This window comes from Actinoplanes sp. KI2, assembly GCF_025630775.1.
Classification (GTDB): Bacteria; Actinomycetota; Actinomycetes; order Mycobacteriales; family Micromonosporaceae; genus Actinoplanes.
This window is the reverse complement of record NZ_JAOSZE010000003.1, coordinates 133,956-158,834: the sequence shown is the minus strand read 5'-3', so window position 1 is coordinate 158,834 and position 24,879 is coordinate 133,956. Positions and strand designations below refer to the sequence as shown.

The 24,879-nt window shown below is 71.4% G+C and carries 24 protein-coding genes and 1 pseudogene; 11 read left to right on the top strand and 14 right to left on the bottom strand.

Annotation, left to right across the window (positions count from 1 at the left end):
• Positions 1-129: 129 nt before the first annotated feature.
• The 4 genes from ODJ79_RS04085 (at position 130) to ODJ79_RS04070 (ending at position 3,642) form a co-directional block, all read left to right on the top strand.
• Positions 130-1,419 (top strand): S8 family peptidase, encoded by a 1,290-nt coding sequence (locus tag ODJ79_RS04085; protein ID WP_263021945.1) that lies wholly within the window; start codon positions 130-132, stop codon positions 1,417-1,419.
• A complete protein-coding gene (locus tag ODJ79_RS04080; protein ID WP_263021944.1) occupies positions 1,416-2,075 on the top strand; it encodes an RNA polymerase sigma factor in 660 nt (219 codons plus the stop codon). Before ODJ79_RS04085 ends, ODJ79_RS04080 begins: the two co-directional genes overlap by 4 nt.
• Positions 2,050-2,514 (top strand): hypothetical protein, encoded by a 465-nt coding sequence (locus ODJ79_RS04075; protein WP_263021943.1) that lies wholly within the window; start codon positions 2,050-2,052, stop codon positions 2,512-2,514. The genes ODJ79_RS04080 and ODJ79_RS04075 overlap by 26 nt, the downstream gene beginning before the upstream one ends.
• Positions 2,515-2,817: 303 nt before the next feature.
• Positions 2,818-3,642: a hypothetical protein gene (locus ODJ79_RS04070; RefSeq protein WP_263021942.1), complete on the top strand. Its 825-nt coding sequence runs from the start codon at positions 2,818-2,820 to the stop codon at positions 3,640-3,642.
• 77 nt (positions 3,643-3,719) lie between these two features.
• Here ODJ79_RS04070 and ODJ79_RS04065 read toward each other — a convergent pair whose 3' ends face one another.
• The 5 genes from ODJ79_RS04065 to ODJ79_RS04045 all read right to left on the bottom strand — a co-directional run bounded on the left by ODJ79_RS04065 (position 3,720) and on the right by ODJ79_RS04045 (position 7,409).
• Entirely contained in the window at positions 3,720-4,886 is a 1,167-nt protein-coding gene (locus tag ODJ79_RS04065) for an LCP family protein (RefSeq protein ID WP_263021941.1), read from the bottom strand.
• 173 nt (positions 4,887-5,059) lie between these two features.
• Positions 5,060-6,076, bottom strand: a complete 1,017-nt coding sequence (locus ODJ79_RS04060) for a radical SAM protein (protein ID WP_263021940.1) — start codon at positions 6,074-6,076, stop codon at positions 5,060-5,062.
• Between the two features lie 111 nt (positions 6,077-6,187).
• Positions 6,188-6,502 (bottom strand): hypothetical protein, encoded by a 315-nt coding sequence (locus ODJ79_RS04055; RefSeq protein WP_263021939.1) that lies wholly within the window; start codon positions 6,500-6,502, stop codon positions 6,188-6,190.
• 26 nt (positions 6,503-6,528) lie between these two features.
• Positions 6,529-6,972, bottom strand: coding sequence for a DUF3618 domain-containing protein (locus ODJ79_RS04050; protein ID WP_263021938.1), 444 nt, complete (start codon positions 6,970-6,972; stop codon positions 6,529-6,531).
• Positions 6,969-7,409 carry a phage holin family protein gene (locus tag ODJ79_RS04045; protein WP_411267255.1) on the bottom strand — a complete coding sequence of 147 codons (441 nt, stop codon included), beginning with the start codon at positions 7,407-7,409 and terminating at the stop codon, positions 6,969-6,971. Before ODJ79_RS04045 ends, ODJ79_RS04050 begins: the two co-directional genes overlap by 4 nt.
• A gap of 182 nt (positions 7,410-7,591) precedes the next feature.
• Here ODJ79_RS04045 and ODJ79_RS04040 point away from each other — a divergent pair, with 182 nt between their 5' ends.
• The 3 genes from ODJ79_RS04040 to ODJ79_RS04030 all read left to right on the top strand — a co-directional run bounded on the left by ODJ79_RS04040 (position 7,592) and on the right by ODJ79_RS04030 (position 12,893).
• A complete protein-coding gene (locus ODJ79_RS04040; protein ID WP_263021936.1) occupies positions 7,592-8,401 on the top strand; it encodes an ATP-binding protein in 810 nt (269 codons plus the stop codon).
• Positions 8,402-8,477: 76 nt separating this feature from the next.
• Positions 8,478-10,064 carry an MFS transporter gene (locus tag ODJ79_RS04035; protein ID WP_263021935.1) on the top strand — a complete coding sequence of 529 codons (1,587 nt, stop codon included), beginning with the start codon at positions 8,478-8,480 and terminating at the stop codon, positions 10,062-10,064.
• A gap of 594 nt (positions 10,065-10,658) precedes the next feature.
• Positions 10,659-12,893 carry a catalase gene (locus tag ODJ79_RS04030; protein WP_263021934.1) on the top strand — a complete coding sequence of 745 codons (2,235 nt, stop codon included), beginning with the start codon at positions 10,659-10,661 and terminating at the stop codon, positions 12,891-12,893.
• A gap of 17 nt (positions 12,894-12,910) precedes the next feature.
• Here ODJ79_RS04030 and ODJ79_RS04025 read toward each other — a convergent pair whose 3' ends face one another.
• Together ODJ79_RS04025 and ODJ79_RS04020 are read right to left on the bottom strand one after the other, a co-directional pair.
• Positions 12,911-13,327: an NUDIX domain-containing protein gene (locus ODJ79_RS04025; protein WP_263021933.1), complete on the bottom strand. Its 417-nt coding sequence runs from the start codon at positions 13,325-13,327 to the stop codon at positions 12,911-12,913.
• A gap of 100 nt (positions 13,328-13,427) precedes the next feature.
• Positions 13,428-13,643, bottom strand: a complete 216-nt coding sequence (locus tag ODJ79_RS04020; protein ID WP_263021932.1) for a CDGSH iron-sulfur domain-containing protein — start codon at positions 13,641-13,643, stop codon at positions 13,428-13,430.
• 100 nt (positions 13,644-13,743) lie between these two features.
• Between ODJ79_RS04020 and ODJ79_RS04015 the strand changes: the two genes are divergently transcribed.
• Together ODJ79_RS04015 and ODJ79_RS04010 are read left to right on the top strand one after the other, a co-directional pair.
• Positions 13,744-14,694, top strand: a complete 951-nt coding sequence (locus tag ODJ79_RS04015; protein WP_411267254.1) for an iron-containing redox enzyme family protein — start codon at positions 13,744-13,746, stop codon at positions 14,692-14,694.
• The gene (locus ODJ79_RS04010) at positions 14,691-15,656 is read left to right on the top strand and encodes a class I SAM-dependent methyltransferase (protein WP_263021930.1); all 966 of its coding nucleotides are present in this window, start codon (positions 14,691-14,693) and stop codon (positions 15,654-15,656) included. The genes ODJ79_RS04015 and ODJ79_RS04010 overlap by 4 nt, the downstream gene beginning before the upstream one ends.
• Before the next feature lie 42 nt (positions 15,657-15,698).
• On the opposite strand, the gene ODJ79_RS04005 is transcribed toward ODJ79_RS04010, so the two are convergent.
• Complete coding sequence (locus ODJ79_RS04005; RefSeq protein ID WP_263021929.1) at positions 15,699-17,006, bottom strand: EAL domain-containing protein; 1,308 nt, start codon at positions 17,004-17,006, stop codon at positions 15,699-15,701.
• Positions 17,007-17,239: 233 nt separating this feature from the next.
• On the opposite strand from ODJ79_RS04005, the gene ODJ79_RS04000 reads away from it, so the two are divergent.
• Positions 17,240-17,980 carry an arylamine N-acetyltransferase family protein gene (locus tag ODJ79_RS04000; RefSeq protein ID WP_263021928.1) on the top strand — a complete coding sequence of 247 codons (741 nt, stop codon included), beginning with the start codon at positions 17,240-17,242 and terminating at the stop codon, positions 17,978-17,980.
• Positions 17,981-18,017: 37 nt separating this feature from the next.
• On the opposite strand, the pseudogene ODJ79_RS03995 reads toward ODJ79_RS04000, so the two are convergent.
• The 3 genes and pseudogenes from ODJ79_RS03995 to ODJ79_RS03985 all read right to left on the bottom strand — a co-directional run.
• A pseudogene (locus ODJ79_RS03995) lies at positions 18,018-18,147 on the bottom strand (ATP-binding protein); the annotation flags it as partial.
• A 33-nt stretch (positions 18,148-18,180) separates the two neighbouring features.
• Entirely contained in the window at positions 18,181-18,495 is a 315-nt protein-coding gene (locus ODJ79_RS03990; protein WP_263021927.1) for a DUF742 domain-containing protein, read from the bottom strand.
• Between the two features lie 53 nt (positions 18,496-18,548).
• The gene (locus tag ODJ79_RS03985) at positions 18,549-18,977 is read right to left on the bottom strand and encodes a roadblock/LC7 domain-containing protein (RefSeq protein ID WP_263021926.1); all 429 of its coding nucleotides are present in this window, start codon (positions 18,975-18,977) and stop codon (positions 18,549-18,551) included.
• Positions 18,978-19,462: 485 nt separating this feature from the next.
• Between ODJ79_RS03985 and ODJ79_RS03980 the strand changes: the two genes are divergently transcribed.
• Positions 19,463-19,903: a VOC family protein gene (locus ODJ79_RS03980; protein WP_263021925.1), complete on the top strand. Its 441-nt coding sequence runs from the start codon at positions 19,463-19,465 to the stop codon at positions 19,901-19,903.
• Between the two features lie 13 nt (positions 19,904-19,916).
• Here the strand turns inward: ODJ79_RS03980 and ODJ79_RS03975 are convergent, their stop codons facing one another.
• From ODJ79_RS03975 to ODJ79_RS03965, 3 genes are read right to left on the bottom strand one after another with little or no spacing between them, the layout of a single operon-like run.
• Complete coding sequence (locus tag ODJ79_RS03975) at positions 19,917-21,335, bottom strand: glycosyltransferase family 2 protein (RefSeq protein WP_263021924.1); 1,419 nt, start codon at positions 21,333-21,335, stop codon at positions 19,917-19,919.
• 33 nt (positions 21,336-21,368) lie between these two features.
• Positions 21,369-22,586 (bottom strand): HEAT repeat domain-containing protein, encoded by a 1,218-nt coding sequence (locus ODJ79_RS03970; protein ID WP_263021923.1) that lies wholly within the window; start codon positions 22,584-22,586, stop codon positions 21,369-21,371.
• Entirely contained in the window at positions 22,567-24,798 is a 2,232-nt protein-coding gene (locus ODJ79_RS03965) for an ATP-binding protein (protein WP_263021922.1), read from the bottom strand. The genes ODJ79_RS03970 and ODJ79_RS03965 overlap by 20 nt, the downstream gene beginning before the upstream one ends.
• Between the last annotated feature and the right edge of the window lie 81 nt (positions 24,799-24,879).

Genomic DNA, 24,879 nt, shown 5'->3' with positions numbered 1-24,879 from the left:
GGCCGCAGGCCCGTCAATGCCTCCAGCCGGACAGTGTCGGCTACCGGTCTGAGGTGTCCGGGTCGGGGGCCTCCGTCCGTATGGTCCGAGACACCGCCGTCCGGGGCGGTGTCCCGAGGAGGGCAGACCGTGTCACCGGAGACCACGTTGACCCGCCGCCGACTGATCGGCCTCGCCGCGGCGTCCGCCGCCGCGATCCCGCTCGGCGGCCTGTGGCGGCCCGGCCCGGCCGCCGCCGGCGATCCCATCGCGGACGCCTACCAGCGGGCCTTCGCCGCGATGATCGGCGACAACAAGGACGTGCGGTGGTATCAGGATGCCAGGCGGGAGATTCTCTACCGTCCACGTCAGGTCCTGGTGGCCGACGCGGACGCCCGCCGGGTCATCGCCCGGCTGCGCAAGATGGGCCTGCCGGTCACCGGCGGTGGCGAGTTCGCCGGGGTGACGGTGCTGCTCTTCGACCGCGAGGTGGACGTGCCGGCCGTCGTCGACGTGCTGCGCGACCCCGACCAGTGGCCCGGCGAACGGGTGCCCGGCGTCCAACCGCACCACGTCCTCCTCGGCTTCGGCAAGATCATGGGCAACCCGGACGGGCCGCCCACCGCCACCGGGCAACTCCCGGCCCGCGACCCGGCCCGCGGCACCGAGGGCGCCGGGGTGACCGTCGGCATCTGTGACACCGGCATCTGGCGCGACGCCGCCGCCGCCCACCCCGACTGGCTCGGCGGCAGCTACGTTCCGGAGGCCGACGACGAGGACTCGCTTTACACGTACGGTGACGTGCTCGCGCTGGAGGGCGGGCACGGCACCTTCGTCGCAGGCGTCGTGCGGCAGGCGGCGCCCGGCGTCCGGTTCGACCCGGAGCGGGCCCTCGAGGCATCCGGGCTCGGCGACGAGGCGTCCCTGGTCGCCGCGCTCGGCCGGCTCGGGTCCACGGTGTCCGTCATCAACCTCTCGCTCGGCGGTTACACGCTCGGTGACGTACCCCCGCTGCCGTTGGTCAACGCCCTGGCCGCGCTGCCCGCCGGGGTGGTCACGGTGGCCGCGGCCGGCAACGCCGGCAGCACCCGGCCCACCTGGCCGGCCGCCCTCGGCCCGGTGGTGGCCGTGGCCGCCACCGCGACGGGGGAGACCGGCCCCCAGCCGGCGTCCTACAGCAACTACGGCCCGTGGGTCGACGCCTGGGCGCCCGGCACCTGGACCAGCACGTTCGTGAAGGGGCGGCGCTCACTGCCCGGCGTGCCCGACGAGGAGTTCGGCGGCGTCGCCGGCTGGTCGGGAACGTCGTTCGCCGCGGCCTACGTGTCCGGCCGGCTCGCCGCGCAGATGACCGCCGGCGGCCTCAGCGCCGACGAGGCCCGGCTGAGACTGCTCGCCGGCCAGCCCGCGCCGTTCGGCGACGGGGTGCTGGTCGAGTGAGCGCGGCAGCGGAGCCCGGGCCGCTGCTGGCGGCCGCTGCCGCCGGGGACGAGCAGGCCTGGCACGGCCTGGTCGAACGCTACGCGCCGCTGGTCGCCTCGGTGATCAGGGCACACCGGCTCGACCGGGCCGACGCGGCCGACGTCAACCAGACCGTCTGGCTGCGGCTCGTCGAACACCTCGGCACGATCCGGGAACCGGCCGCGCTGGCCGGCTGGTTGGCCACCACCACCCGCCGGGAGTGCTACCGGGTGGTCCGGATGAGCCGCCCGGTGTCCACCTTCGACCTGTACGCCGAGGCCGCCGCCCCGCGTGCCGACGCGGGCAGCCTCGACGACCACATCCTGCGCGTCGAACGGCGCGATACGCTGCGGGCGGCGTTCGCGCTGCTGCCGCCGCGCTGCCGGCAGCTGCTGGCGATGGCCCTGGCCGATCCACCGGCCAGCCACCGTGAGATCAGCGAACGGCTCGGCATGCCGCTCGGCAGCGTCGGCCCCACCCACGGCCGGTGCCTGCGCAAGCTCCGCGACTGCCCCGCACTGGCCGCGCTGGTCGACGGCGGCACCGCGGCCACCCGGGAGCGCCCCGGCCTGACCGGCCCGAGGAGCACGCGAAAGGGAGGTGACCGCGATGACACGGTGGCCGCCGGCCGATGACGGCGAGCTGCTCGGCGAGCTGCGCGGAGCCCTGGACGAGGCCGGGCAGGTCCCGGCGGACCACCTGAGCGCCGCCCGCGCGGCGTTCGCGTGGCGCACCATCGACGACGAACTGGCCGTCGCCGAGCTGGTCTTCGACTCCGCCTGCGACCCGGCCCCGGCCGGCCCGCTGCGCTCCACGGCGTCGGCGCGCCTGCTCACCTTCCGCCACGGCGAGGTGGTGGTGGAGATCGAGGTCACCGAGGAGGGCATCGCCGGCCAGCTTTCCCCGCCTTCCGCCGGCCGGGTGACCGCGGGCACCGCCACGGGCGACTACGACCGCACCGAGATCGACCCGGTCGGTTACTTCACGCTGGGCCCCGCCCCTCACGGCCCGGTCCGCCTGCGCGCGACCACCACCGCCTTCACGGTGACCACCAGCTGGGTCTGCCTGTCGTAGGGAAAGGACTCCGGCGGGGTCCTGGGGCGGTACGCCGCGAGAGCCCGCGACGCTCAAGATCGCGGACTCTCAATCCGCGGGTTGTAGGTTCGAGTCCTACCCGGCGCACCATGCATCACCAGGCCGTATAGTCATCAGGCTATACGGTCTTGATCTTTGTGGGGCCGCCACGCCGCGACGACCTGTGTCCATAACCTCAGAAGCGCCGGGCGGTTGCCGATTCTCGCCCTGCACGGCCACGCGAACGCCGGGCACCCGAGACGAGGAGGCGGCCCGGTGCGCCGAACCACCCGAATGTGGCTTGTGTCAATGCTCGCCGCCGCGTTCCTGATCGCTTCCGGGGCCGGCGCGGTCGCCGGGACGGCACCCGCCCCGGCAGACACCCGCGCGATGTGGCTGTGGGACCCGGCAGACCCCGCGACCGTGGTGTCCTGGGCCACGAGTCACCACGTGTCCGAGATCTTCGCGTACGTCGACGCCACGCTCGCCACCGACGGTTCGCTGCCCCGCCTGCAGGAGCTGAAACGGCAGGCGGACCTGGCCGGCATCAAACTGACCGCCCTCGGCGGCGACGAAACGTGGACCACCGACCACGCCACCGCCCTCGCCTGGGCGAAGGCGGTCACCGCCACCGGCCTGTTCAGCGGGCTGCACGTCGACGTCGAGCCATACCTGCTGCCGGCCTGGAACAGCAACCGCGCCGCCACCGCCACCGCATACCTGACCTTGCTGCAACGGCTACGCGACGCCGGCACGCTGGCGGTCGAGGCCGACGTCCCCTTCTGGTACGGCACCATCACGGTCTCCGGCAAGAACCTGGCCACCGAAACCCTGCGCCGGGCCTCGTCGGTCACGGTGATGAGCTACCGGGACACCGGCACCGGCCCCAACTCGATCTACGAGGTCAGCCGCGACTGGCTGGCCCGCGGCGCCACCGCCGGCAAGCGGGTCCGGCTCGGGGCCGAGACCCGCCCGCTGGCGGACTGCCCGTACTGCACCTTCGCCGAGGAAGGCGCCACGGCGCTGGGTGACGCCCTGGCCGCGGTCGATGCGGCAACCCGCAATTCTCCCGCGTTCAACGGCATCGCGATACACGACTATGCCGGCTGGCGCGCGCTGGGCGCCTGACGGCGGCTCGGCCGCGAGGCAGAGATTGGGCCGCGCAGATGCATGGACCGGCCTCCGGGAGGCGCGGGTCAGGCGGCTCAGTTCTTGGCGATCCAGCTGGGGTGGGCGGCGACGAAGGCGGCCATCGTATCGTTCTTGGCGTCCCGGAACATCTGGCGGCTGTCCGCGCTGAGGCCTTGCGCCGAACCGACCCCGGGCGGGGCCTTGGCGTTGACGAACTGACCGTTGTTGGTCTTCAGCGTGATGATGTTGTCAGGGTTGATGCCCTTCATGCCGAAGGCCCAGTCCTCCAGCGAGATGCCCTGCAGGAAGACGGTCGTCGCCTTGCCGATCGCGGTGAGCAGCCCGGGCAGCTTGGCCGGAGAGTCCAGGCCCTGGCTGACGGCGGTCTTCATGATCGCCCTGAGTAGTTGTTGCTGGTGGCGCTGGCGACCGTAGTCGCCGTCGTTCTTGGAGAGCAGGTCGCGCTGGCGGGCGTAGTCGAGCGCCTCGGCCGGGGTGAAGCAGTGGTTGCCCATCTTGTACTTGTTCGGGGTCACGCCCGGCACCTTGTGCTTGATGATGCCGGCGCCGTCGGTTATGTACGGCACGGCCTGCTTGCCGTTCGCGTCGTGACCGATGTGGATCGACGTGACGTTCTCGTCGACGTTCATGCAGACCTTCCCGAGGATCTTCATGATGTCGGTGAAGCCGGAGTAGTTGACGACCGCCTCCGCGTCGGGAGTGATGCCGAACTCCTGCTGGATCGTCTTGGTCAGCAGGGTCATGCCGTGCGTGATGGCCTCGTCGCCGTCGAGTCCGAGGCTGCCGAACGCGAACGCCGCGTTGATCTTGTCGTGGTGCTCGTGGTTGTTGTACTTGCCGTTGTTGTAGGCGGGGATGTCCACCAGCGTGTCGCGCGGGACCGACAGCATGTACGCCTGCTGATGGTCGGCGGCGATGTGCAGGATGATGATCGAGTCGGTGTGGCTCGCCAGGTGCGTCTTGGACCAGCTGGGCCGGGTGTCCAGGCTGGCCAGCAGGATGTTCTTGGCACCCTTGATCTCGGCGTGCTTCACCGTGACCCCGGCGAGCTGGTGGTCGGGGATCGCGGCGTTGACCTTGCTCTCCGCGGCGCTGACCAACGCCAGCGTGCTCCCGCTCACCACCACCAGAACGGCGCCCAGCACGAGCGCGACCCGCGCCCAGAGCGGCGACCTGCGGCGCTTGGTCCGGGACTGGTAGGCGCGAGGTTGACTCGGCACAGGGCTCCTTAGGTCCGGCGGCGCCGAGCCACCCTAGCCGATCAACCGACCGGCGACGACAGATCGACGCCTGGGCGTCTCCTGCCCGGTCTCCGACGCTAGGGCGGCCGGCCCGGCGATCGGAGACGCACGCCGAGGTCTGGCACTTTTGCGGGAGTCTCAACGCCCGTCACCTAGAAGGTGTGGCGGTACAGGGCGCAGCCGCGGCACACCTCGGGCGGTTCCGCGCTGTCCAGGCGCTGCCGGAACTCCGCATAGGGGCGCCCCCGCCAGATGTCGGTGAAGCTCTGCCGGCTCAGGTCGCCGAGCACGGCGCGGTCGTCACCCATCACCATGCAGCACGGCTGCACCAGGCCGGTGCTGGTCACGTACGCCGCGTCCCACGGCCAGGTGCAGTTGCCGCCGCCCTGATCGGTCAGCGACGGCAGGCGCAGGGTCAGGCCGCTGCCGGCGGCGACGCGGGCCGCTTCGGTGAACATCCGGTGCGCGTGGGCGGTGTCCTGGTCGGTCCAGAGCGCCTGGCCGGCGGTGAAATCCCGGATCTGCTGGTAGGAGCCGGCCGGGTCGGTGTCGGCGAAGTCGTGCGACAGGTTCTGCACCCGCAGCTCGTTCACGCCGACCCGGGCCAGCAGCCGGGTCAGGGCGGGCAGGTCGGCGACGTTGTCGCGCATCGCCACGAACACCACCCGGATCCACGGGGTCGCGCTGCCGGCCTCGCGTTTGGCCTGGACCAGCCCGGCCAGGTTGCCGATCACCGCATCGAAGTGCGCGCCTTCGCGGATCGCCTCGTAGACCGCCGGGGTCGCGCCATCGACCGATACGTGCAGCCAGTCCAGTCCGGCGGCGACCATCTGCTCGGCACGGGCGCGGGTGAGCAGGGTGGCGTTCGAGTTGAACCCGACCTTGATACCGCGCCCGACCGCGGTCGTGATCATTTCCAGGAGGTACGGCGAGAGCAGCGGCTCGCCGAGGCCCTGCAGCGTCAGCCGGCGCACCGGGACCTCGTCCACCAGACGGTGGAACAGCTCGGGGCGCATCGCCCCGGCCAGCTTGTTGATCGGTGGCCGATAGCGGACCAGGCACATGGTGCATCGCAGGTTGCACGCCGAGGTCACCTCGACCTGCAAATGCGCCGGCAGCGGCGGAACGTCGCCGATGGCCTGGAGCGCAGGTGTCCTGTCCTGGTCCATACCCGGGCGAGTACCACCAATCAGCCCGGATACACCCGCCGACCATCACCCGACTGACGCCGAGCGGACGTGCAGGCCGCAAATCTGCACGTCCGCTCGGCCCGGCGCGGGTCAGCCCAGCGGCTGTCCCACGGCAGGTTCCACCGGCGCGGCCACCTCGGGCTTCTTCGGCGCCGGGCGGGCCTTTCGGGTGGCCGTCGTGCCGGATTCGGGCTCGGAGTCGGCGGCCGCCCGGTGCAGCTTCGCGGTCGCCGCCTCGGCGCCGCCGGCCAGCAGGGCTTTGCCCTTCTCCTGCGACTGCCGGACGGCGGGATGTGCACGCAGCTGCCGGGCGTTCGCGGCGATCCGCTCGTAGGCGTCGCGACCCGCGCGGCTGCCGAGCACGTAACCGACGGCGAACCCGGCGGCCAGCTTGACGATCTTCACGATGGTGTCTCCTCGTTGTAGTCGGGTCATGCCTGCCGTCGGCGGATCACGACCGCTGCCAGCGCGCTGATCGCCACCGCCGCGGCCACGAGCGCGACCACGTTCAGCAGGCGCCGGCGAGCCGGGTCCTGACGAACCTCGGCGACCCTGCCCTCGACCGAGGCCGCCTGGGCCTTCGCCGCGTCCAACGCGGTGCCGGCGGCGTCAGTGGCCTTCGCGCTGACCTCCGCCGCGGTCTGCTTGGCTCGACCGGGCAGGTCGGCGGCGGTCTGCTTGGCCCGACCGGACAGGTCGGCGGCGGTCTGCTTGGCCCGACCGGACAGGTCGGCGGCGGTCTGCTTCGCGCGCGCCTTCACGTCGGTCTTGGCGGCCAGCTGTTGCACGGTCTCGCCGAGGTCGGCGCGGGTGCGCTCGATCTCCGCTCGCAGTTGTTCCTGGTCGGGCGGTGGGGATGCTGCCGGGTTGCTCATGCGTGCCGTCCTCGTCGAGCTGCGGTCTTGACGGTTGCCAGGTCGGCCTCGACGCCCGCGATGGCGTCAGTGGGAACCGGCGGGGTCGCCTCCTCGAGGCGCCGCCGGCCGAGCAGGGCCGCTACCGCGGCCGCGGCGAACACGACGACCATCACGACCAGCACCGCCAGCCACAGCGGCCAGGCCAGGTCGAGCAGCACGACGGCCAGCACCAGCAGCAGGCCGAGCCCGTACAGGCCGAGCACCGCGGCACCGCCCAACAATCCGCCGCCCAGGCCGGCACGCTTGCCCTTCTCCGCCAGTTCGCGCTTCGCCAGCGCCAACTCGTCGCGCACCAGAGTCGAGATCTGCGAGGCCGCCTGACTGACCAGATCGGCGGTATTCGTCGAGCGTTCCGCGCCCGAGTTGGGGGATGTCTGCGCCGTCACTGTGTCCACCTCCGTAGGCCAACGCGCTGTTGGTTGCCCTGCGGCAAGCACACCAAACCCGCCATCACCCGAAGGGCCGGATTGGCACGTTTCGCCGACACCCCCGTCCGACGGTTGAACGGCCGCAGCGAGGGCATCCGGGCGGAGGAACGGGGGCTGTTGTCGGAAGCTGTCGTGCTTGGGGAGGAATCATGCGGCGCGACGAGTCACCGTTCCTGCTGACCCCCGGGGGCGGACCGACCGGACAGACGGTCGCCGTGGTCACCGATTTCGACACCGCGATCACCGAGATCGCCGTCCATGGCCGCTGGGATGCCGACCTGAACGCGGCAGTTGTCGATGCCCTGAGTAAGTGCCTCGCCGACCAGCCATCCGGGATGATCGTGGACCTCTACGACCTCGGCGACCCGCAGGGCGCCAGCGCCGGCTTGTGGCGAGCCGCGCGGTCCTGGGGCGAGCAGCGCCGCCCGTGCGTGCCCGTCGTGGTGTGCCTGCCGACCGCCGCGCCGCTGGCCGCCATCCTGCGCCGGCGCGGCGCGCGCTGGTTCCTGCCGCTGTACGCCACCGTGCCCGAGGGCCGCGCGGCATTGATCGCCTCGACCGCCCACCCCGAGCGGCTGATCCTCCGCCTGGACCCCGATGCCGACGCCCTGACCGAAGTCACCGCCGTCATCGACCGTGCCTGCGCCGGCTGGAACCTGCCCGGGCTGGTACGACCCGGCACCGCGGTGCTGGCCGAATTGGTCACCAACGCCATCGATCACGCCGGTTCCCGCATCGACGTGGCCGTCACCCGCCGCCCGCGAGGACTGCACCTGACCGTGCACGATCGCAACCCCGCCATTCCACCGCCACCCGTCCACCTGCCGGGCGAACCCGGCGACCCGGCCCATCGCGGCCTCGGCCTGCGCATGGTCCACCGGATGACCGACGCCTGGGGCGCCCTGCCCACCCGAACCGGCAAACTGGTCTGGGCCACCCTGAACACACCGCCGACCTAGACCGCGTCCGCACGCTCCTGGCCGGAACCCGTCGCTTTCCCGGGTTCTGATGATCGGAATGGGGTAGACGTACGGTGTGAGCGCCTCTGCGACCGCGCCGCCCTCGGCCTGGGCGCCGCTGCGCATCGCGGCCTACCGCAGCCTGTGGCTCGCGCTGCTGGCCAGCAACATCGGCACCTGGATGCAGACGGTCGGGGCGCAGTGGCTGCTGGTCGAGCACTCCGGGAGCGACACGCTGGTGGCCGTCGTGCAGACCGCCAGCACGCTGCCGATCGTGCTGCTCGCCCTGCCCTCCGGCGCGCTGGCCGACACCCTGGACCGGCGCCAGCTGCTCATCGGCGTCCAATGCTTCCTGGCCGGAGTCGGCGCGGTGCTCACCGTCCTGACGCTGGCCGGGCACATGCCGCCGGCCCTGCTGCTGACACTGACCTTCGTGCTGGGCGCCGGGCAGGCGTTGACCGCCCCGGCCTGGCAGGCCCTGATTCCGGACCTGGTGCCGCGCTCACAGCTCGCGAACGCGTCGGCGCTGGGCGCGGTCAGCATGAACCTCGCCCGCGCCGTCGGCCCCGCGGTGGCCGGTGTGCTCATCGCGCGGAGCGGCGTCGGCGTGGTGTTCGCTCTGAACGCACTGACCTTCGTCTTCTTCGCGGTCGTGCTGTGGCGCTGGCGGCCCCCGACCGCCGACTATGCCGACGCGCCCGAGCGCTTCACCGCCGCGGTGCGGGCCGGTGGACGCTACGTGCGGCATTCGCCGGTGGTTCGCCGCATCCTGCTCCGCGCGGCGCTGTTCCTGGTGCCCGGCAGCGCGCTCTGGGCTCTCCTCCCCCTGGTCGCGAGCCGTCGTCTCGGCCTGGGCTCGGGCGGTTACGGCGTCCTGCTGGCAGCGGTCGGCGCCGGTGCGGTGGCCGGTGCGCTGTTGCTGCCGCGGCTGCGGGCCCGCTGGTCGGTGAACCGGCTGCTGCTGGTGGCCGGAGTCGTGTTCACCGTGGTCTTCGTCGTCCTCGCGCTGGTCCGCTCCGAGGCTGTCGCCGTGCTGGCGCTGCTGCCCGCCGGGCTGGCCTGGGTGCTGGTCCTCTCCAACATCAACGCCGCGATGCAGCTGTTCCTGCCCAATTGGGTACGTGCCCGCGGGCTGGCCATCTACCAGATGGTCTTCGCCGGGGCGCAGGCCGCGGGCGCCCTTGCCTGGGGTGCGCTCTCCGACGCCGTCGGGCTGGTCGTCGCGTATCTGGTGGCCGCCGCGGTGATGGCCGCCGGGGTGCTGACGCTGCGCCGATGGCCGATGCGGGACACCGCCGGGATGAACCGCGATCCGGCCGTGTTCTGGCCCGAGCCGCACCTCGTGCTCGAGCCCACCGACCACGACGGCCCGATCCTGGTCACGGTCTCGTACCCGGTCGCGGCCGCGAACGAGGAGGCCTTCGTCGCGGCGATGGAGCCGGTCCGGCTCGGGCGGCTGCGGACCGGGGCGGTGCGCTGGGGCCTGTTCCGCGACGGCGAGGAGCCGGGCCGGTTCGTCGAGGCGTACCTGGTGCCCAGCTGGGACGAGCACCTACGCCAGCACAGCGGCCGGCTGACCGGCGTGGACCGCGAGGCGGAGGAACGCGCCCTGTCCCTCACCGACGGGCCCAGCCGGGCAACTCACCTGTTCTCGGCCCGCTGACACCTTCGGGTCGTGCGGCAAATTGTCCCTACTCGATCTGGTTAATACGTTCGCGGCCACGTGACTGTCTGATCAGCAGTGAGTATCGGCATGCACGGTCGGTGACCGATTGAGACGTAGAAATTACGTTGAGGTCATGCCGCTCATCGTGGTGCCACTCATTTCCGGCGTGGCCCTACTCATCCTTGCCGCGTCCGCCTGTTTCCGGATCGGCATTCGTCCGACAAGGACGGGTGCACACAGTCTGGCGGTCATGCGGCGGCGGGCGACCGGCACCAGCCTCCGGCAGAGCGAACGTGGCACGGCTCGATCCAGTGCCGACCGGAGCGTGGCGTCCGATCGCATCGTGCGGTCGCATCACGTGCTGTCCGGACGGTTGATGGACGCTCCCACGGGTCGCCTTTGGCCGTCCGAACGCCACCGAGTACCGCCGTGGGTGCCCGCTTCGCACCGGACCGGCACCGACCGGTAAGCCGCTCGACCTCACAGTCCTGCCCGGTCATCCACGACGCCAAACCAGCTCAGCGCCGGTTTGGTCGGGTTTATGCAGGGTACGCGCCGGAGTGGCCCCGCCACCTATCAAGGAGCTGGACGATGGACCCGCGCAAGCTCGTCGAGGACGCCGCCGCCAAAATCACCGGCACCGGGAAGCCCACGGTGCCCGGTGCGCCCGGAAGTCTGACCCCGCCGGTGGCGGAGCCGACCGAGGCGCAGGACCCGCCGCCGCCCAGCGCGGAGCAGGGCTCGCCCGAGACCCGCAGCCCGACCGGCGCGGTGACCGGCTGCCCGGCGCACGCCTTCGCGCAGCAGGGCGCCTACCTGACCACGTCGACCGGCGCCCGGCTGCGCGACACCGATCACACGCTCAAGGCGGGCCCGCGCGGTCCGGCCCTGCTGCAGGACCATCACTTCCGCGAGAAGATCACCCACTTCGACCACGAACGCATCCCCGAACGGGTGGTCCACGCGCGCGGCACGGGCGCACACGGGGTGTTCACCGCGTACGGCACCGCGGACGGAATCACCCGGGCCGCGTTCCTCGCCAAGGGTGTCGAGACGCCGGTCTTCGTGCGGTTCTCGACCGTGCTCGGCTCGCGCGGCTCGGCCGACACCGTCCGCGACACCCGCGGCTTCGCCACGAAGTTCTACACCAGCGAAGGCAACTTCGACCTGGTCGGCAACAACATCCCGGTGTTCTTCATCCAGGACGCGATCAAGTTCCCGGACGTCATCCACGCCGGCAAACCCCATCCCGACCGGGAGATCCCGCAGGCGCAGAGCGCGCACGACACGTTCTGGGACTTCGTCTCGCTGCACACCGAGGCGCAGCACCACACCATGTGGAACATGTCCGACCGGGGCATCCCCCGCTCGTTCCGGACCATGGAAGGCTTCGGCGTGCACACCTTCCGCCTGGTCAACGCGGCCGGCGAGACCGTTCTGGTCAAGTTCCACTGGAAGCCGAAGCTCGGCGTGCACTCGCTGACCTGGGAGGAGGCGCAGCTCATCGGCGGCGTCGACCCGGACTTCCACCGCCGCGACCTCTACGACGCGATCGAGTCCGGCGCGTACCCGGAATGGGAACTGGGCGTGCAGGTCTTCCCGGACACGCCGGAGGAGACGTTCGCCGGCATCGACCTGCTCGATCCCACCAAGATCGTCCCGGAGGAGCTGGCCGAGGTTCAGCCGCTGGGCCGGCTCGTGCTCAACCGGGTGCCGACCAACTTCTTCGCCGAGACCGAGCAGGTCGCCTTCCATCTGGGCAACCTTCCGCCGGGCATCGACGTGACCAACGATCCGCTGCTGCAGGGGCGCCTTTTCTCGTACGTGGACACCCAGCTCACCCGGCTCGCCGGGCCGAACTTCAACCAGTTGCCGGTCAACGCCCCGCACGCGCCGGTCAACGACATGCTGCGCGACGGTTTCCACCAGCACGCGGTGCACGGCGGGGTCGCACCGTACCGGCCGAACTCGCTGGACGGCGGCAACCCGTTCCCCGACAAGCAGGACGGCTTCGTCGACGTACCGGTCCGGGTCGCCGAGGCACCCAAGATCCGGCAGAGCCCGGCCTCGTTCGACGACCACTTCAGCCAGGCCCGGCTGTTCTGGCAGAGCATGTCACCGGTCGAGAAGGAACACATCGTGCTCGCGTACACCTTCGAGCTCGGCAAGTGCTACCACCAGGCGATCAAGGAACGGCAGCTGCAATGCCTGGCCAACATCGACCCGCAGCTGTGCGCGCAGGTCGCCACCGGCCTCGGCCTACCCGCACCCGACGCGACCATGCCGCTCGCCGAGGTCGCGCCGAGCCCGGCCCTGTCCCAGCTGGGCAACACCTGGCCCGCCGACGGCCGCCTCATCGGCATCGTGACCGGCCCGGACGCCGATCTTCCCGAACTTTCCACCGTACGCGAGGCGATCTTCGCCGCCGGCCTGGTGCCGCTGATCATCGCCCCGCACGGCGGCAAGGTCGGCGACCTGGACGTGCAACGCACCTTCGACACCGCCCGGTCGGTCGAGTTCGACGCCCTGCTGATCGCCGACGCCCCCGCCCCGGCACCGGGCGCGGCCGGCGCCCGCGACGCCAAGGCCGGCACCCGCGACGCGCCGGCGACCGATCCGCGCGTGCTGCGCCTGGCCGAGGAAGCCTGGCGGCACGCCAAGGCGATCGCCGCCTGGGACGCCGGCATCACCGTCCTCGAGCAGGCCGGCATCGCCGGCACCCCCGGCGTGATCACCGCCAAGAGCGCCACCGACGCGCTGGCCGGCGTACGGGAACCCTTGGCCGCCCACCGGATATGGCAGCGCTTTCCCGCCTCGCTCCGCTGAGTCCGCAGAGGAAGTGGTTACTCGGCAAGAACCCTGCTGAACATCGCCAGATAGCTGTCGTGAGCCAGGGACAGTTCGCCCAGCGCGTCCTGGGTGAACCAGGCGATGGCGTCATGTTCGTCCGGCGCGACGTTGACCGGAGATCCCGTCCACGCTTCGATCAGCCAGATCTGCATGTCGAACGTTTCGCCACGAACCTCTCGCAACGGCGGGCCCGACGGCGCCGCGATGTCGATGCCCAGCTCCTCCCGAAGCTCTCGAACAAGTGCCGCGCGGGGCAGTTCCCCGCGCTCCACGTGCCCACCGGGCATGTCCCAGACGTCGGGATACCAACGGCGCCGGGGAGATCGGTGACACAGCAGTATCCGATTGCCGTCCCGCAGCAATGCCGTGACGATGCGTGCCCTGGCAGAGCCTTCCGCGGAGATCGACACAGGCGCATTGTGTCACCCCGCGCTGGCCCCGCTCGCACCCGCGTTCGACGCCGCCGAGCGACCCGCCCCGCAGTGACGGAAGCCGGGCCCGCGCCGCCGGTCAGCGGGGCGCGGGAGTGTCCCGGTCCACGCCGGCCCGGAAGCGGATCAGGCGGTGCGTGCCGTCGCAGAACGGCTTGATCGCGGACTTGCCGCATCGGCACAGCGCGATCGTGTCGCGGCCCGGGTCGATCGGCTCGCCGCTCGGTGTGCGCAGTTCGAAGTCGCCGCGCACGATCAGCGGTCCGTTCTCGTACGGGATGATCGTGGTTGACATGCTGACAAGATCCCCGCAGGGCGACTCTTGAAACGGACCGTTTGCCCAGCGTACGGCGGGGAATTCGGCCGTCATGAAGCTTCCTGCTCCCCGAGGTTCCGTGTCGGCGGCCGTCATTGACGCGCTCAGCGGCCGGGGCGTCGCGCTGCCGGCGACACCGGCGCCGGACGGCGAGGAGGATCTGCAGCTGGCCCTGTTCGTCTGCTACGAGCTGGCCTATCGCGGCTGGGACGGCGTCGACGACCGCTGGGAGTGGGATCCCGACCTGCTGCGCCTGCGCGCCGCGTTGGAGCACCGGTTCGAGTCCGCGCTGCATCGGCTCGCCGGCCCGGCGGCGGCGGTGGATCCGGCCACCGTGCCCGCCCGGCTCGCCGACCTGGCGGCGGCCGACGACGGACCGTCGCTCTCCCGCTTCCTGCGCGGGCGGGCCACCCACGAGGAGTTCCGCGAGTTCGTCATCCACCGCTCGGTCTACCAGCTGCGCGAGGCCGATCCGCACACGTACGTGATCCCGCGCCTGGCCGGGGTCGCGAAGGCGGCCCTCATCGAGATCCAGCTCGACGAGTACGGCGGCGGCGTCGTCACCAGGATGCACCAGGAGCTGTTCAAGAACACGATGCGCTGGTTCGGCCTGAACCAGGCGTACGGGTGGTACGTCGACGCGGTCGGCGCCGACACGCTGGCCACCAACAACGTGATGTCGCTGTTCGCGTTGCACCGCCGCCACCGGGCCGCCGTGCTGGGGCACCTCGCCGCGTACGAGATGACCTCGACGATCCCGAACCGGGCCTACGCCGGCGGGCTGCGCCGGCTCGGCGGCGACCGGGACGCCACCGCCTTCTACGACGAGCACGTCGAGGCGGATGCGGTGCACGAGCAGATCGCCGCGTACGACATGTGCGGCTCGTTCGCCGCGGCCGAGCCGGAACTCGCCGGTGACCTGCTGTTCGGCGCCCGCTGCGCGCTCGCGCTGGGCGCACGGTGGGCGGCCGCCGTGCTGGACGCCTGGAAGTCCGGCCGGTCGTCGCTGCGCCAGGTCACCGAGCCATGACGAGCCTCGATGCCGCCCCCGTCCACTCCGACGTCCGCGACCGGGCGCTCGGTGAGCTCGGCGCGGCGCTCAAGGGTATGGGCTACCGGTTCGTCACCGTCACCCCCGCCACGCACGAGCGGGTGAACCGGCGCCCGGAGAACGCCCTGGCCCGCAACGTGGCCGACGTGTTCGGCTGGAGCCGCCCGTTCCGGGCCGGCGTGCTGCCCGACCGGCTGATGGAGCTGCTGCACGCCGGCGGGGCCCTCGACCGCGCCGGCGACGCGTGGCGCAGCCGGGTGCGGTTTTCCTCGTACGACGGCGAGTTGTTCGTGCACTCCGCGTTCCCCCCGGCGGCGGCCGACGCGGTGTTCCTCGGGCCGGACACCTACCGGATGGCCGACGCCGCGGCCAGGCACGTCCGGGCGTGTCCAACGCCGATCCGCAGGGTCGTGGACATCGGCTGCGGCACCGGCGCGGGCGCGGTCATCGTCGCCAAACGGGCGCCGCAGGCGCAGGTCATCGCCGTCGACATCAACGACACCGCGCTGCGGTACGCCCGGATCAACGCGGCCCTGGCCGGCCTGGATCGGGTGCACCCCACGCGCAGCGACCTGCTGGACGGCGTGGATGGCACCTTCGACCTGATCGTTTCCAATCCCCCGTTCATGATCGACCCGGCCGGCCGGGCGTATCGCGACGGGGGCGGCCCGAACGGCAACGAGCTCACCCTCAAGGTCGTCGACGCCGCCCTACCCCGGCTGACGCCGGGCGGTTCGCTGGTGCTGTTCAGCGGGACCGGGATCACCGACGGCCGCGACCCGCTGCACGAGGCAGCCACCCGGCGGCTGGCCGGCACCGGCCTGCGCTGGACCTACCGGGAAGTGGACCCCGACGTGTACGGCGAGGAACTGGAGACCGACGCGTACCGCAATGCCGACCGGATCGCCGTCGTCGTGCTGACCGCCACCCGCCCACGATGACGAGACGAGTCCGGCAGCTTCTCGTGCGGGTCAGCCGTCGGGTCAGGCCTCGTCGTCGTGGGCGGCGCGCTTGAGCAGGTAGCGCAGCAGCCTCGCGGCCACGTCGTGGTCCCGGCTGAACCGGTACGTGTAGGTGTCCTCGGCGTCCGGGACAGGGCTGGCGACCAGGGCCGCGGTGGCGCTGGGGGTGAGGATCGCGATGACGGTGTGCTGGAACAGCGAGTCGCCATTGGGCAGGGACGCCATGTGCACGCGGCGGATCGGGCGCAGCTCCGCGTCGGGGGCGAGCAGGAGGGTCATCGCGCTGCTACGGGCGAGCTGGTTCGCGGCGGCGAGCGGCGCCCCGCTGGGGAAACGGCCGTCCGGGCAGACGATGGCGATCGCGGCCGGGATCTCGCTGCCGGCGGCGGTGCGTTCCAGGCGCGCGGCGAGTTCCCGCACCAGGGCTCCCGGTGCGGTGATCTCCTCGCCGGGCAGGACGAGCGCTTCGGGATCGTCGCCATCGACCGGGGTCACTGTCGGCAGGGCGATGGTGCCGACGCCTTCCTCGGACAGCTGGGGCACCGTCGCGGCCGCGCCGAACAGGTAGCCCTGCCCGAGCCCGGCACCCAGGCCGCCGGCGAACGGCATTTGGTGGTCGTGTTCGACGCCCTGGGCGACCACGAGCGCGCCGGTGGCCTGGCGGTAGCCGGACACGGCGTCCAGCACCATCGCGGCGTGGGCGTTGGGTGCATGGGAGAGCAGGCCCATGTCGAGCTTGATCACGTCCGGCGCCAGGAGCGGGAGCAGGGCCAGCGCGTCGGTGCTCGCACCGAAGTTGTCGATGGCCACCCGTACGCCGAGGGCGCGGACCCGGTTCGCCGCGGCCAGCGCCATGAGCGGGTCGCCGGTGAGCACGGCCTCGTCGATCTCGGTGACGATCGTGTACCGGCGGAGGGCCCGGCGCAGCACGTCGGCAATGTCATCGGGTGCGTCGGCGAGCAGCCCCTGGGGCAGGGCGTTGACGAACAGCAGCGTCTCTTCGGGCAGTTCCGCCTTGAGGACGGCGTCCGCGGCGACCGCACGGGCGACCATGTCGAGCTCGGTGAGCAGTTCCTTGGCTGCCGCGGCGGTCAACATCGCGGCCGGGGAGGCGAACGCGGTGTCCACCGGGCCCCGGGCGAGGGCCTCGAAGCCGATCACGTTCCGGTTGGCCAGGTTGACCACGGGCTGGAACTCGGCGGTCAACAGCCGCTGCTCCACGATCTTCTCGATCGTCGCACCGTCGGTGGGCCGCGGCGTCCCCATCCGCCCGGCCATCGCGGCCACGGGGGATGGCAGCGGCGTCTCGCGCCGGAACAGCACTGTCATGACGGTATTCCGCCCCTTCTGATCACGGCCACGCCTGGGCCACCCGGCCGCTGGCAACTCCCTCTATCGGCACGGCCCGACTCGCCTTGCACCGCGAGCGTGTGACGTCCCGCACAAGGCTCGCCACCTGGGCGCCGGTGCTCCGAAATCGCCGCTACCGGGCGGAAAGTCGGGTTGTGGCGGGGCGGGCCGGCGCTTGACTTGAAGCCGGGTTGACGTCGGAGGCTTGCGGCATGGACGTGGACGCATACCTTGACCGGATCGGCGCGGACCGGAGCACCTCGCTGCGCGAGTTGCATCGCGCCCACCTGGTGGCGGTGCCGTTCGAGAACCTCGGCATCCACCTCGGTGAGACGATCTCGCTCCACCCCGAAGATCTTTTCGACAAGATCGTACGGCGGCGGCGGGGCGGCTTCTGTTACGAGCTCAACGGCGCGGTCGCGATCGTGCTGGAAGAACTCGGATACGCCGTGGCGCGGGTGGGTGTGCGGGTCCACAGCGGCGAACGGTTCGGGCCCATCCTCGATCACCTGGCGTTGCTGGTGACCGATCACGACGGTGAACAGTGGCTGTTCGACGTCGGATTCGGGGCCCACTCGACGTACCCGCTCAAGGTGAGTGAGCGCGGGGAGCAGAAGGACCCCGGCGGGGTTTTCGTCATCGCCCCGACGCCGGAGGGTGACCTGCTGGTCAGCCGGGACGGGCAGCCGGAGTACCAGGTCGAGCCCCGAGCGCGTGACCTCGGCGACTTCGAGCCGGCCTGCTGGTGGCAGCAGACCTGGCCGGGTTCGCATTTCCGGAAGGGCACTATCTGCACTCGGCTGGACGGGGACGGCCGCATCACCATCTCGGGACGGAAGCTGGTCCGTACCGATCAAAAAGGCCGGACCGAGCGGGCGCTGGACGGCGACGCGGAGCTGCTCGCCGCCTACCGCGAGCTTTTCGGCGTGGTCCTCGACCGCGCCGTGTCGTAGCGAGCGGCCACTCGGACTATCTGGTGGCCTGGCGGGTGCCGTCGAACCCGTTCACCCCGACGATGAAACGGGACGTCGTGGGTCTCGAAGTAGTCGATCGCCGGGAAGCAGTCCTCGATGCGGCGGGTGTCGACCAGCACGATGGCGCCGAGCGCCCCCTCGACGATCTTCACGGCTACCGGGGAGGGGCCGTCATGGTGTCAGAGCGCCCGAAAACGATCCCTGATCCTTTCGATCAACGCGGTAGAGATCTCGCCGGGCTCGTGGCCCACGAGTACGTGCCCCTCGGCCACGAGGTCGGCGACGATGACGCGAACCACTCCGACCGGTACGCCGAGTGCCGAGGACAGGTCCGCGATCGATCTGGGGATCTGGCAGAGCTCGACGATGCGTCGCGCCTCGAACCGCAGCGGTGCGGACAGCGCGGCCGGGGCCGCATGCAGCTGCGTCTCGATCCGGATCCCATCCTGTACGGGCTGGGTCCGCCCACCGGTGAGCATGAACGGACGCACCACGAGATCCTCGTCCGCCGGACGCCCGGATCCGGCGGGCCGCCAGGATTCCGGCGTCATTGCGGCAGCGACTGCCGTGACTCGGCGATCAGCGCGGGCGTCAGGAGACTGCCGAACCGCTCGGCGAGCCTGGAGATCTCGTAACCGACCAGGCCCGGGTCGCTGTCGCTGCCGGCCACCACGCCCAGGCAGCTGCCGCCGTCGATGACCGCGATCACCAGGAAACCGCGCCGCATCTCGATCATGACCAGTTTGAGGCCGTCGAAGTCGTACCGGCGCGAGGCGCTGCGGGCCAGGCTCGCCATGCTCGACACGATCGCGGCGAGTTGGTCCGCCTCCGCCCGGGCCAGCCCGTCGGAACCGGCGATCAGCAGACCGTCCGACGACACCGCCACCGCGTCGCGTACACCGTCGGTTTGGTGGACGAAGTTGTCCAGGAGCCAGTTGGGCTGGGGTCGATCGACGGAGGGCGCTTGTGCGCTCACGATTTCTCCTCTGACGTGGTGGCGGCGCTCGACCGGTAACGGGAGATCTCCCCAGCCGAGAAGACGACCAGCAGCACCACCATCGCCGCGAGCGGCGGAGCCATGATGCGGACGATGCGACCACGAATCGTGTGCCCGCCCGCTCCGGCCGGCGTCGAGCGGCTTCTGGGTTTCATCCTGGGGTTCCTCCGACGGGTGCCTTCGCTTCAGTCGCATCTCGGGTCCCGGCAGGGTGCGGCAGCGCACCCGCTCGCGGGCACGGCGGGTGGCCGAACATGGCGTTGGGAACTGCCACAGAATTGACGGCAGCCTAAATTCCGGTCAATTACCTGATCGAGCGACCGCACGGCTTTGGCGTGGGACTTCACCCGCCCGTATGAACCAGAGGGCAGAATCGATTCTCCGCTAAACTCGCATAAGCCAACACGAATCGACACTTCAAAGTGGACGAAATTAATAGGCGCTCGACGACGGGAGCACGGTTCATGCCACGGGTACGACGCTTCGACCACGTCGGCATCACGGTCGCCGATCTCGATGCCGTGACCGCCTTCTTCGTGGCGCTCGGCCTGGAGGTCGAGGGCCGGACGTTCGTCGAGGGCGAGTTCCTGGAGACGGTCTGCGGCATTCCCGACTCCCGTACCGAGATCGTCATGCTGAAGTCGCCGGACGACGGCACCCGCCTGGAGCTCGCGAGATTTGTGCGGCCCGACTCCGTGCCGGGCTCGCCGACAGCCATGGCCAACGAGCTGGGGCTCCGCAACGTGTGCTTCGAGATCGACGACTTGCGGGCCGCGGTCGACTGGGCGGCGAGCGAGGGCTACGGACTGGTCGGTGGCATCGGCGAGCACGAGGGCGCCTGGCGGATGGCCTACATCCGGGGCCCGGAAGGGATCATCGTGTCGCTGGCCGAGCGCATCGGCTAGGCCCGCGGTGCCGCTACGGATCGACCTGCTGGTCGAAGTCGGTGCGGATGTTGCCACCCCAGACCGCTTCGCGCTTGCGCCAGGCCAGCCACGCCCCGCGGATCTGGAACGGGGCCAGCACTTGGCGATAGCCGACGTTCTCCAGGACCGCGGCGATCAGGCCCCGGACGACGTCGCGCCAGCGGCGGTAGCGGTGGAAGGAGAGCTCCTCGAGGGTGAGGGCGGCCAGGCTGACCAGGATGCCGTAGCCGTAGGCGGCGAGGAGGAAACGCCAGGCGAACTGGAGGTCCACCGCGCCGATCAGCAGGCCCAGTGGCAGCAGGAACAGCGCGAACAGTTCGACGAACGGGGCGAGCAGCTCGAAGAACAGGTAGTACGGCAGCGCGAGCAGCCCGATCCGGCCGTACCGGGGATTGCCGATCATCACCCGGTGCGTCTGGAGCACCTCGGCCAGGCCGCGGTGCCAGCGGCGGCGCTGGCGGCCCAGCACGCGAAGCGTCGTCGGGGCCTGACTCCAGGAGATGGGATCGGCGAGGAACACGACGCGGTAGTCGTCGCCGCTCTCCCGGAGCCGGCGATGCAGCCGGACCACCACCTCGGCGTCCTCGCCGACGGTGTCCAGCGACATGCCACCCACCCGCACCAACGTGTCCCGGCGGAACAGGCCGAAGGCGCCGGAGATGACGATCAGGCCGCCGATACGTGACCACCCGGTACGGCCGGTGAGGAACGCCCGCAGGTACTCGACGATCTGGATCCGGGTCAGCCACTGGCGGGGCATGCGGATGTCGACCACGCGCCCGCCGGCGACCTTGCAGCCGTTCACGATGCCGACCACCCCTCCGGTCGCGACGACCCGGAGCGGGTCCTCGGTGAAGGGCTTGACCACGTGCAGCAACGCGTCGTGGTCGAGGATGGAGTCCGCGTCGACCATGCAGACCAGCTCGTGCCGGGCCAGGTTGATGCCGACGTTGAGGGCGTCCGCCTTGCCGCCGTTGCGTTTGCGGGCGACCAGAAGCGAGTCGGGCGAGTTCCGGGCGACGTGTATCGACAGCACCTCGCCGCGGTTCGGGACGTCGTGCGGGACGACGTAGGGAACCTCGACGAGGTCGAAACCGGCACGCAGGCGCTCGAAGGTGTCGTCGGTCGAACCGTCGTCGATCACGATGACCTGAAATCGCGGGTAGCGCAGCGCGGTCAGCGCGTGGACCGCGGGCACGATCACCGGTCCTTCGTCGTGCGCCGGCACGAGCAGGGACACCGAGGGGGCCAGCGGGTTGCGGAACAGCTCGTCGGCGCCGCTGAACGCCCGGCGCCGCTGAGCGCGGCCGAACTCGACGAAGGCGAGGCCGATCAGCAGCAGGTAGCTGACGTTGAGTACGACGAAGTACGCCAGGAGAAGGTCGTTGCCGACCTGAACGAGCAACCGCATCGGTCGGCCCCCGAGGTGATCGTTGGTGCCGGATCAGGGTCCGGGATGGGTCGTGGACGGTGCCGGCGAACGCCGTCCGGTGTTCTCCTCCAGGTCGAGGAGGGCCAGCGCCTGGCGGGCGTGCGCGGCGGCCGTGACCCCGGCGATGCCCGGCGGAACACCCGGGCTGAGCACGCTGCACCCGGCACCGGGCTCGGCGGCCGGGGCTGGGGACGCACCATCGGGCTCGGCGGCCGGAGCGGGCGACGCGTCATCGGCGATCTCCTGCAACCGGCGCCGGCCCGGGGGGCCGAGCCGGCGTAGCGCCCGCGCGGCCTCGTTTGCCACGTGGTAGTCCGGATCGGCGAGGAGGTCGCCCAGCACCGTTGCCGCGTCCGGGCCGCCGACCTCGCCCAGGGACCGGGCGGCCGCGGCCCGCAGCCCGGACGCCCGCGCCGGGTCCAGTGCCGCCCGCAGCGGTGCGACCGCGGACCGACCGCCCAGCAGGCCCAGGGTCGTGACCGCGGCCAGGCGTACGTCGGGGTGCGGTTCGCGATCCAGCAGGTCGATGATCGCCGAGACCGAGCCGATGGCACCGATGAGACCGAGCGCGTTCAGCGCCGTGGCGCGCACGGTCGGCGCGTCGTCGGACAGGGCGGTCTGCAGATCGGGAACCGCACCGGCGCCGATCCGGGAGAGGGCGAAGGCGACCAGGTGCGCGGGCATCCGGTGGCGGTCGAGTGCGGCCAGCAGCGGGGCGGCGGAAGCGGGGGCGCCGATGGCGCCCAGCGCGCGTGCCGCGACCACCCGTACCTCGGGGTCCTTGTCGTCGAGCAGAGCGTGTATCGGTTCGGCCGCATCCGCGCGGCCCAGGTAGCCCAGGGTCTCCGCGGCGCGCGCCCGGCGCACCGCATCGGGGTGGTGCAGCTGCGCCAAGGCCTGGCGGGCCGCGCCCCGTTGCTCGAACACCTCGGCCAGTGCACCGTGTGCGTCGCCGCGGACCTTGCCGAGCAGGGCGACGGCCGCCGGTTCGGTGGCCCGCCAGGCGCGTGGGCTGATCGCGAGCAGGTCCTCGGCGCCCTCCTCGCCGCCTTCGGCGACGAACGCGAGCAGCGCCCGGCGCGGGGCGGCGGCCAGCCGATCCCGGCGGCGGTCCCGCAGCACCCGGATCACGCGGATCACCACCGCCGCGACGATCAGCGCCGCGATCAGCCCGGTGAGCACGATCAGGGCGCCGGTCAGCCACCCGGCGTCAGCGGGCCGAGTATTCATGTACGTTCGTCAATCGGTCGGGTGCCGCACGATCGCTTCCCGGTTGAGTGATCGGGAGCCGGATCGTCACCGTGGTGCCGACACCCTCCTCGGAGTCGAGGGTGACCGTTCCGCCGTGCCGCTCCACGATGCTCGACACGATGGCCAGGCCGAGGCCCGTGCCGGGGATCGCCTGCCGGACGGCGTTGCCGGCCCGGAAGAAGCGGGTGAACAGGTGCGGCAGGTCATCGGCCGGGATACCGATGCCGGTGTCCTGGACGGTGAGCACGGCATACGCGCCGCTGGTGTGCGCGGTAACGGTGACAGTGCCACCGGACGGGGTGAACTTCACCGCGTTGGAGAGCACGTTCAGGACCACCCGATCCAGGTGCTCGAGATCGCCACGAATGGTGATCGGCTGATCGATGACGCACGTCAGGGTGACTCCGGCCTTCTCCGCGGTCGGCTGCACCGCGGCGCAAGCCTCGCGTGCCACCCGACCGAGATCGAGGGCGTTGTCGGTGATCGAGAGTCGGCCGGCCTCGATCCGGGAGACCAGCAGGAGGTCCTCGATGAGCAGGCGGAGTCGTTCGACGTTGTTGTCGATCACGCCGAGCATCCGCTCCTGGGTGAGGTTCAGTGGCCCGGCCTCCTGGTCGACCAGCACCTCCAGGTAGCCGGACACGCTGGTCAACGGGGTACGCAGCTCGTGCGAGACGGTCGACAGGAACTCCGTCTTGGCGGCGTCCACCTCCTGCATCCGAGCGACGAGCTCGCGCGTGTGCTCGAACAGCTTGGCCTGGGTCAGGACCCGCGCCAGGTCGGCCGCGAGCATGCTGGCCATATGGACCTCGTACGGTCGCCAGGGCGCCCGCCCCCGCTGCCGCACCACGGTCAGCCGCCCCGCCGCCGTCCGGCCCTCGCCGAAGGTCAGCGCGATCACGAGCCCGGCTCCGGCCGTGCGGAGCGCGGCGACCTCCGCCTCGGGCAGCGCCGTCCCGGACAGCTCGTCCTCGGGCGGCGCATCCTCGGGCGGCGCATCCTCGGGCGGCGCGTTCTCGGGCGGCGCATCCTCGGGCGGCGCATTCTCGGGCGGCGCATTCTCGGGCGGCGCATTCTCGGGCGGCGCATTCTCGGGCGGCGCATTCTCGGGCGGCGCATTCTCGGGCGGCGCGTCTTCGACATCGCGCACGAGGGCTTTGCCCGGCATCGAGGCCGCCCAGTCCACGGTCGTGCCGGCCAGCACGGTGGGGTCGCCCGGTGCGCCCGCCGCACTCCACACCTGCGGAGCGGCCTGCCCGTCGGCATCCGGGGCCAGGCGGATCACCACGTGGTCGGCGTCGAGCAGATCGCCCAGGGCCTGGGCCGCCGCCGCGACCGCCTCACCGCGCGAAAGATGGTCCCGCACCGCCGCGCTGTGCTCCTGGAACAGATCGAACATGCGGCGCTCCCGGCTCGCCTCGTCCGCGGTCGCGTTCACCGCCGCGGCGACCGCTTCGATCTCCGTGGGCGCTCGAGCGAGAGTGACCCGGACCTCGTGGTCGCCGCGGCCCATCCGGTCCAGGGCCTCCAGCATCTGACCGAGCGGGTTCGTGATACGCCGCACGGCCGACCTGCCGATTCGCACCGCGAGCAGCCCGGCCAGCACGGTTGTCACGGTCAGCACGGCCAGCGCGATCGCGTTCAGGACGTTGTTGGTCCGGTTGAGCTCCGTGATCCGCGCGACCAGGCGCCGGTCCAACGCTCGTAGGGCGGATACGACTCGCGCGAACTGCGTCTGCCCCTGCTGGATCTCCACGATGGAGGGCCGGTCGGCCGGCATCGCGGCGATCTGCTGGCCGGCCATTGCCCACCAGCGGTCCGCTTCCGCTGCGACGTTCTCGACCTCGCTGCGTGCCTGATCGATGGTGACCGCACGGAGCCTCGCCTCCGCGGCCGGGTAATCCCGCCGGGCCGCTTCGTACGCGGCACGGTCCGTCGGGTCTCCGGTCAGCAGATAGCCGTCCAGGCCCTGATCCCCGTCGAAAAGCAGGGCTCGCACGACAACGGCAGCGGCCCGGGTGCGTAGCACGTCGGTCAACGGCCGGCTGACCGCCGAGAAGGGCGGGACGGCGGACACCAGCCCGGCCACCCCCATCAGCAACACCAGCGCCACCAGCACCCCGAACGTACGGCGCAACAACCGGCCGATGTCGGTCGAATCGCCGCCCGGCTGGGACGCCCGCGAACTCACGCCCGCGCCCTCGCCATGCCGAGTCCCTTCGGTTTGACGGTGGCCGAGTCACGGATGTCGGCGTCGTCCGCCACCAGGACC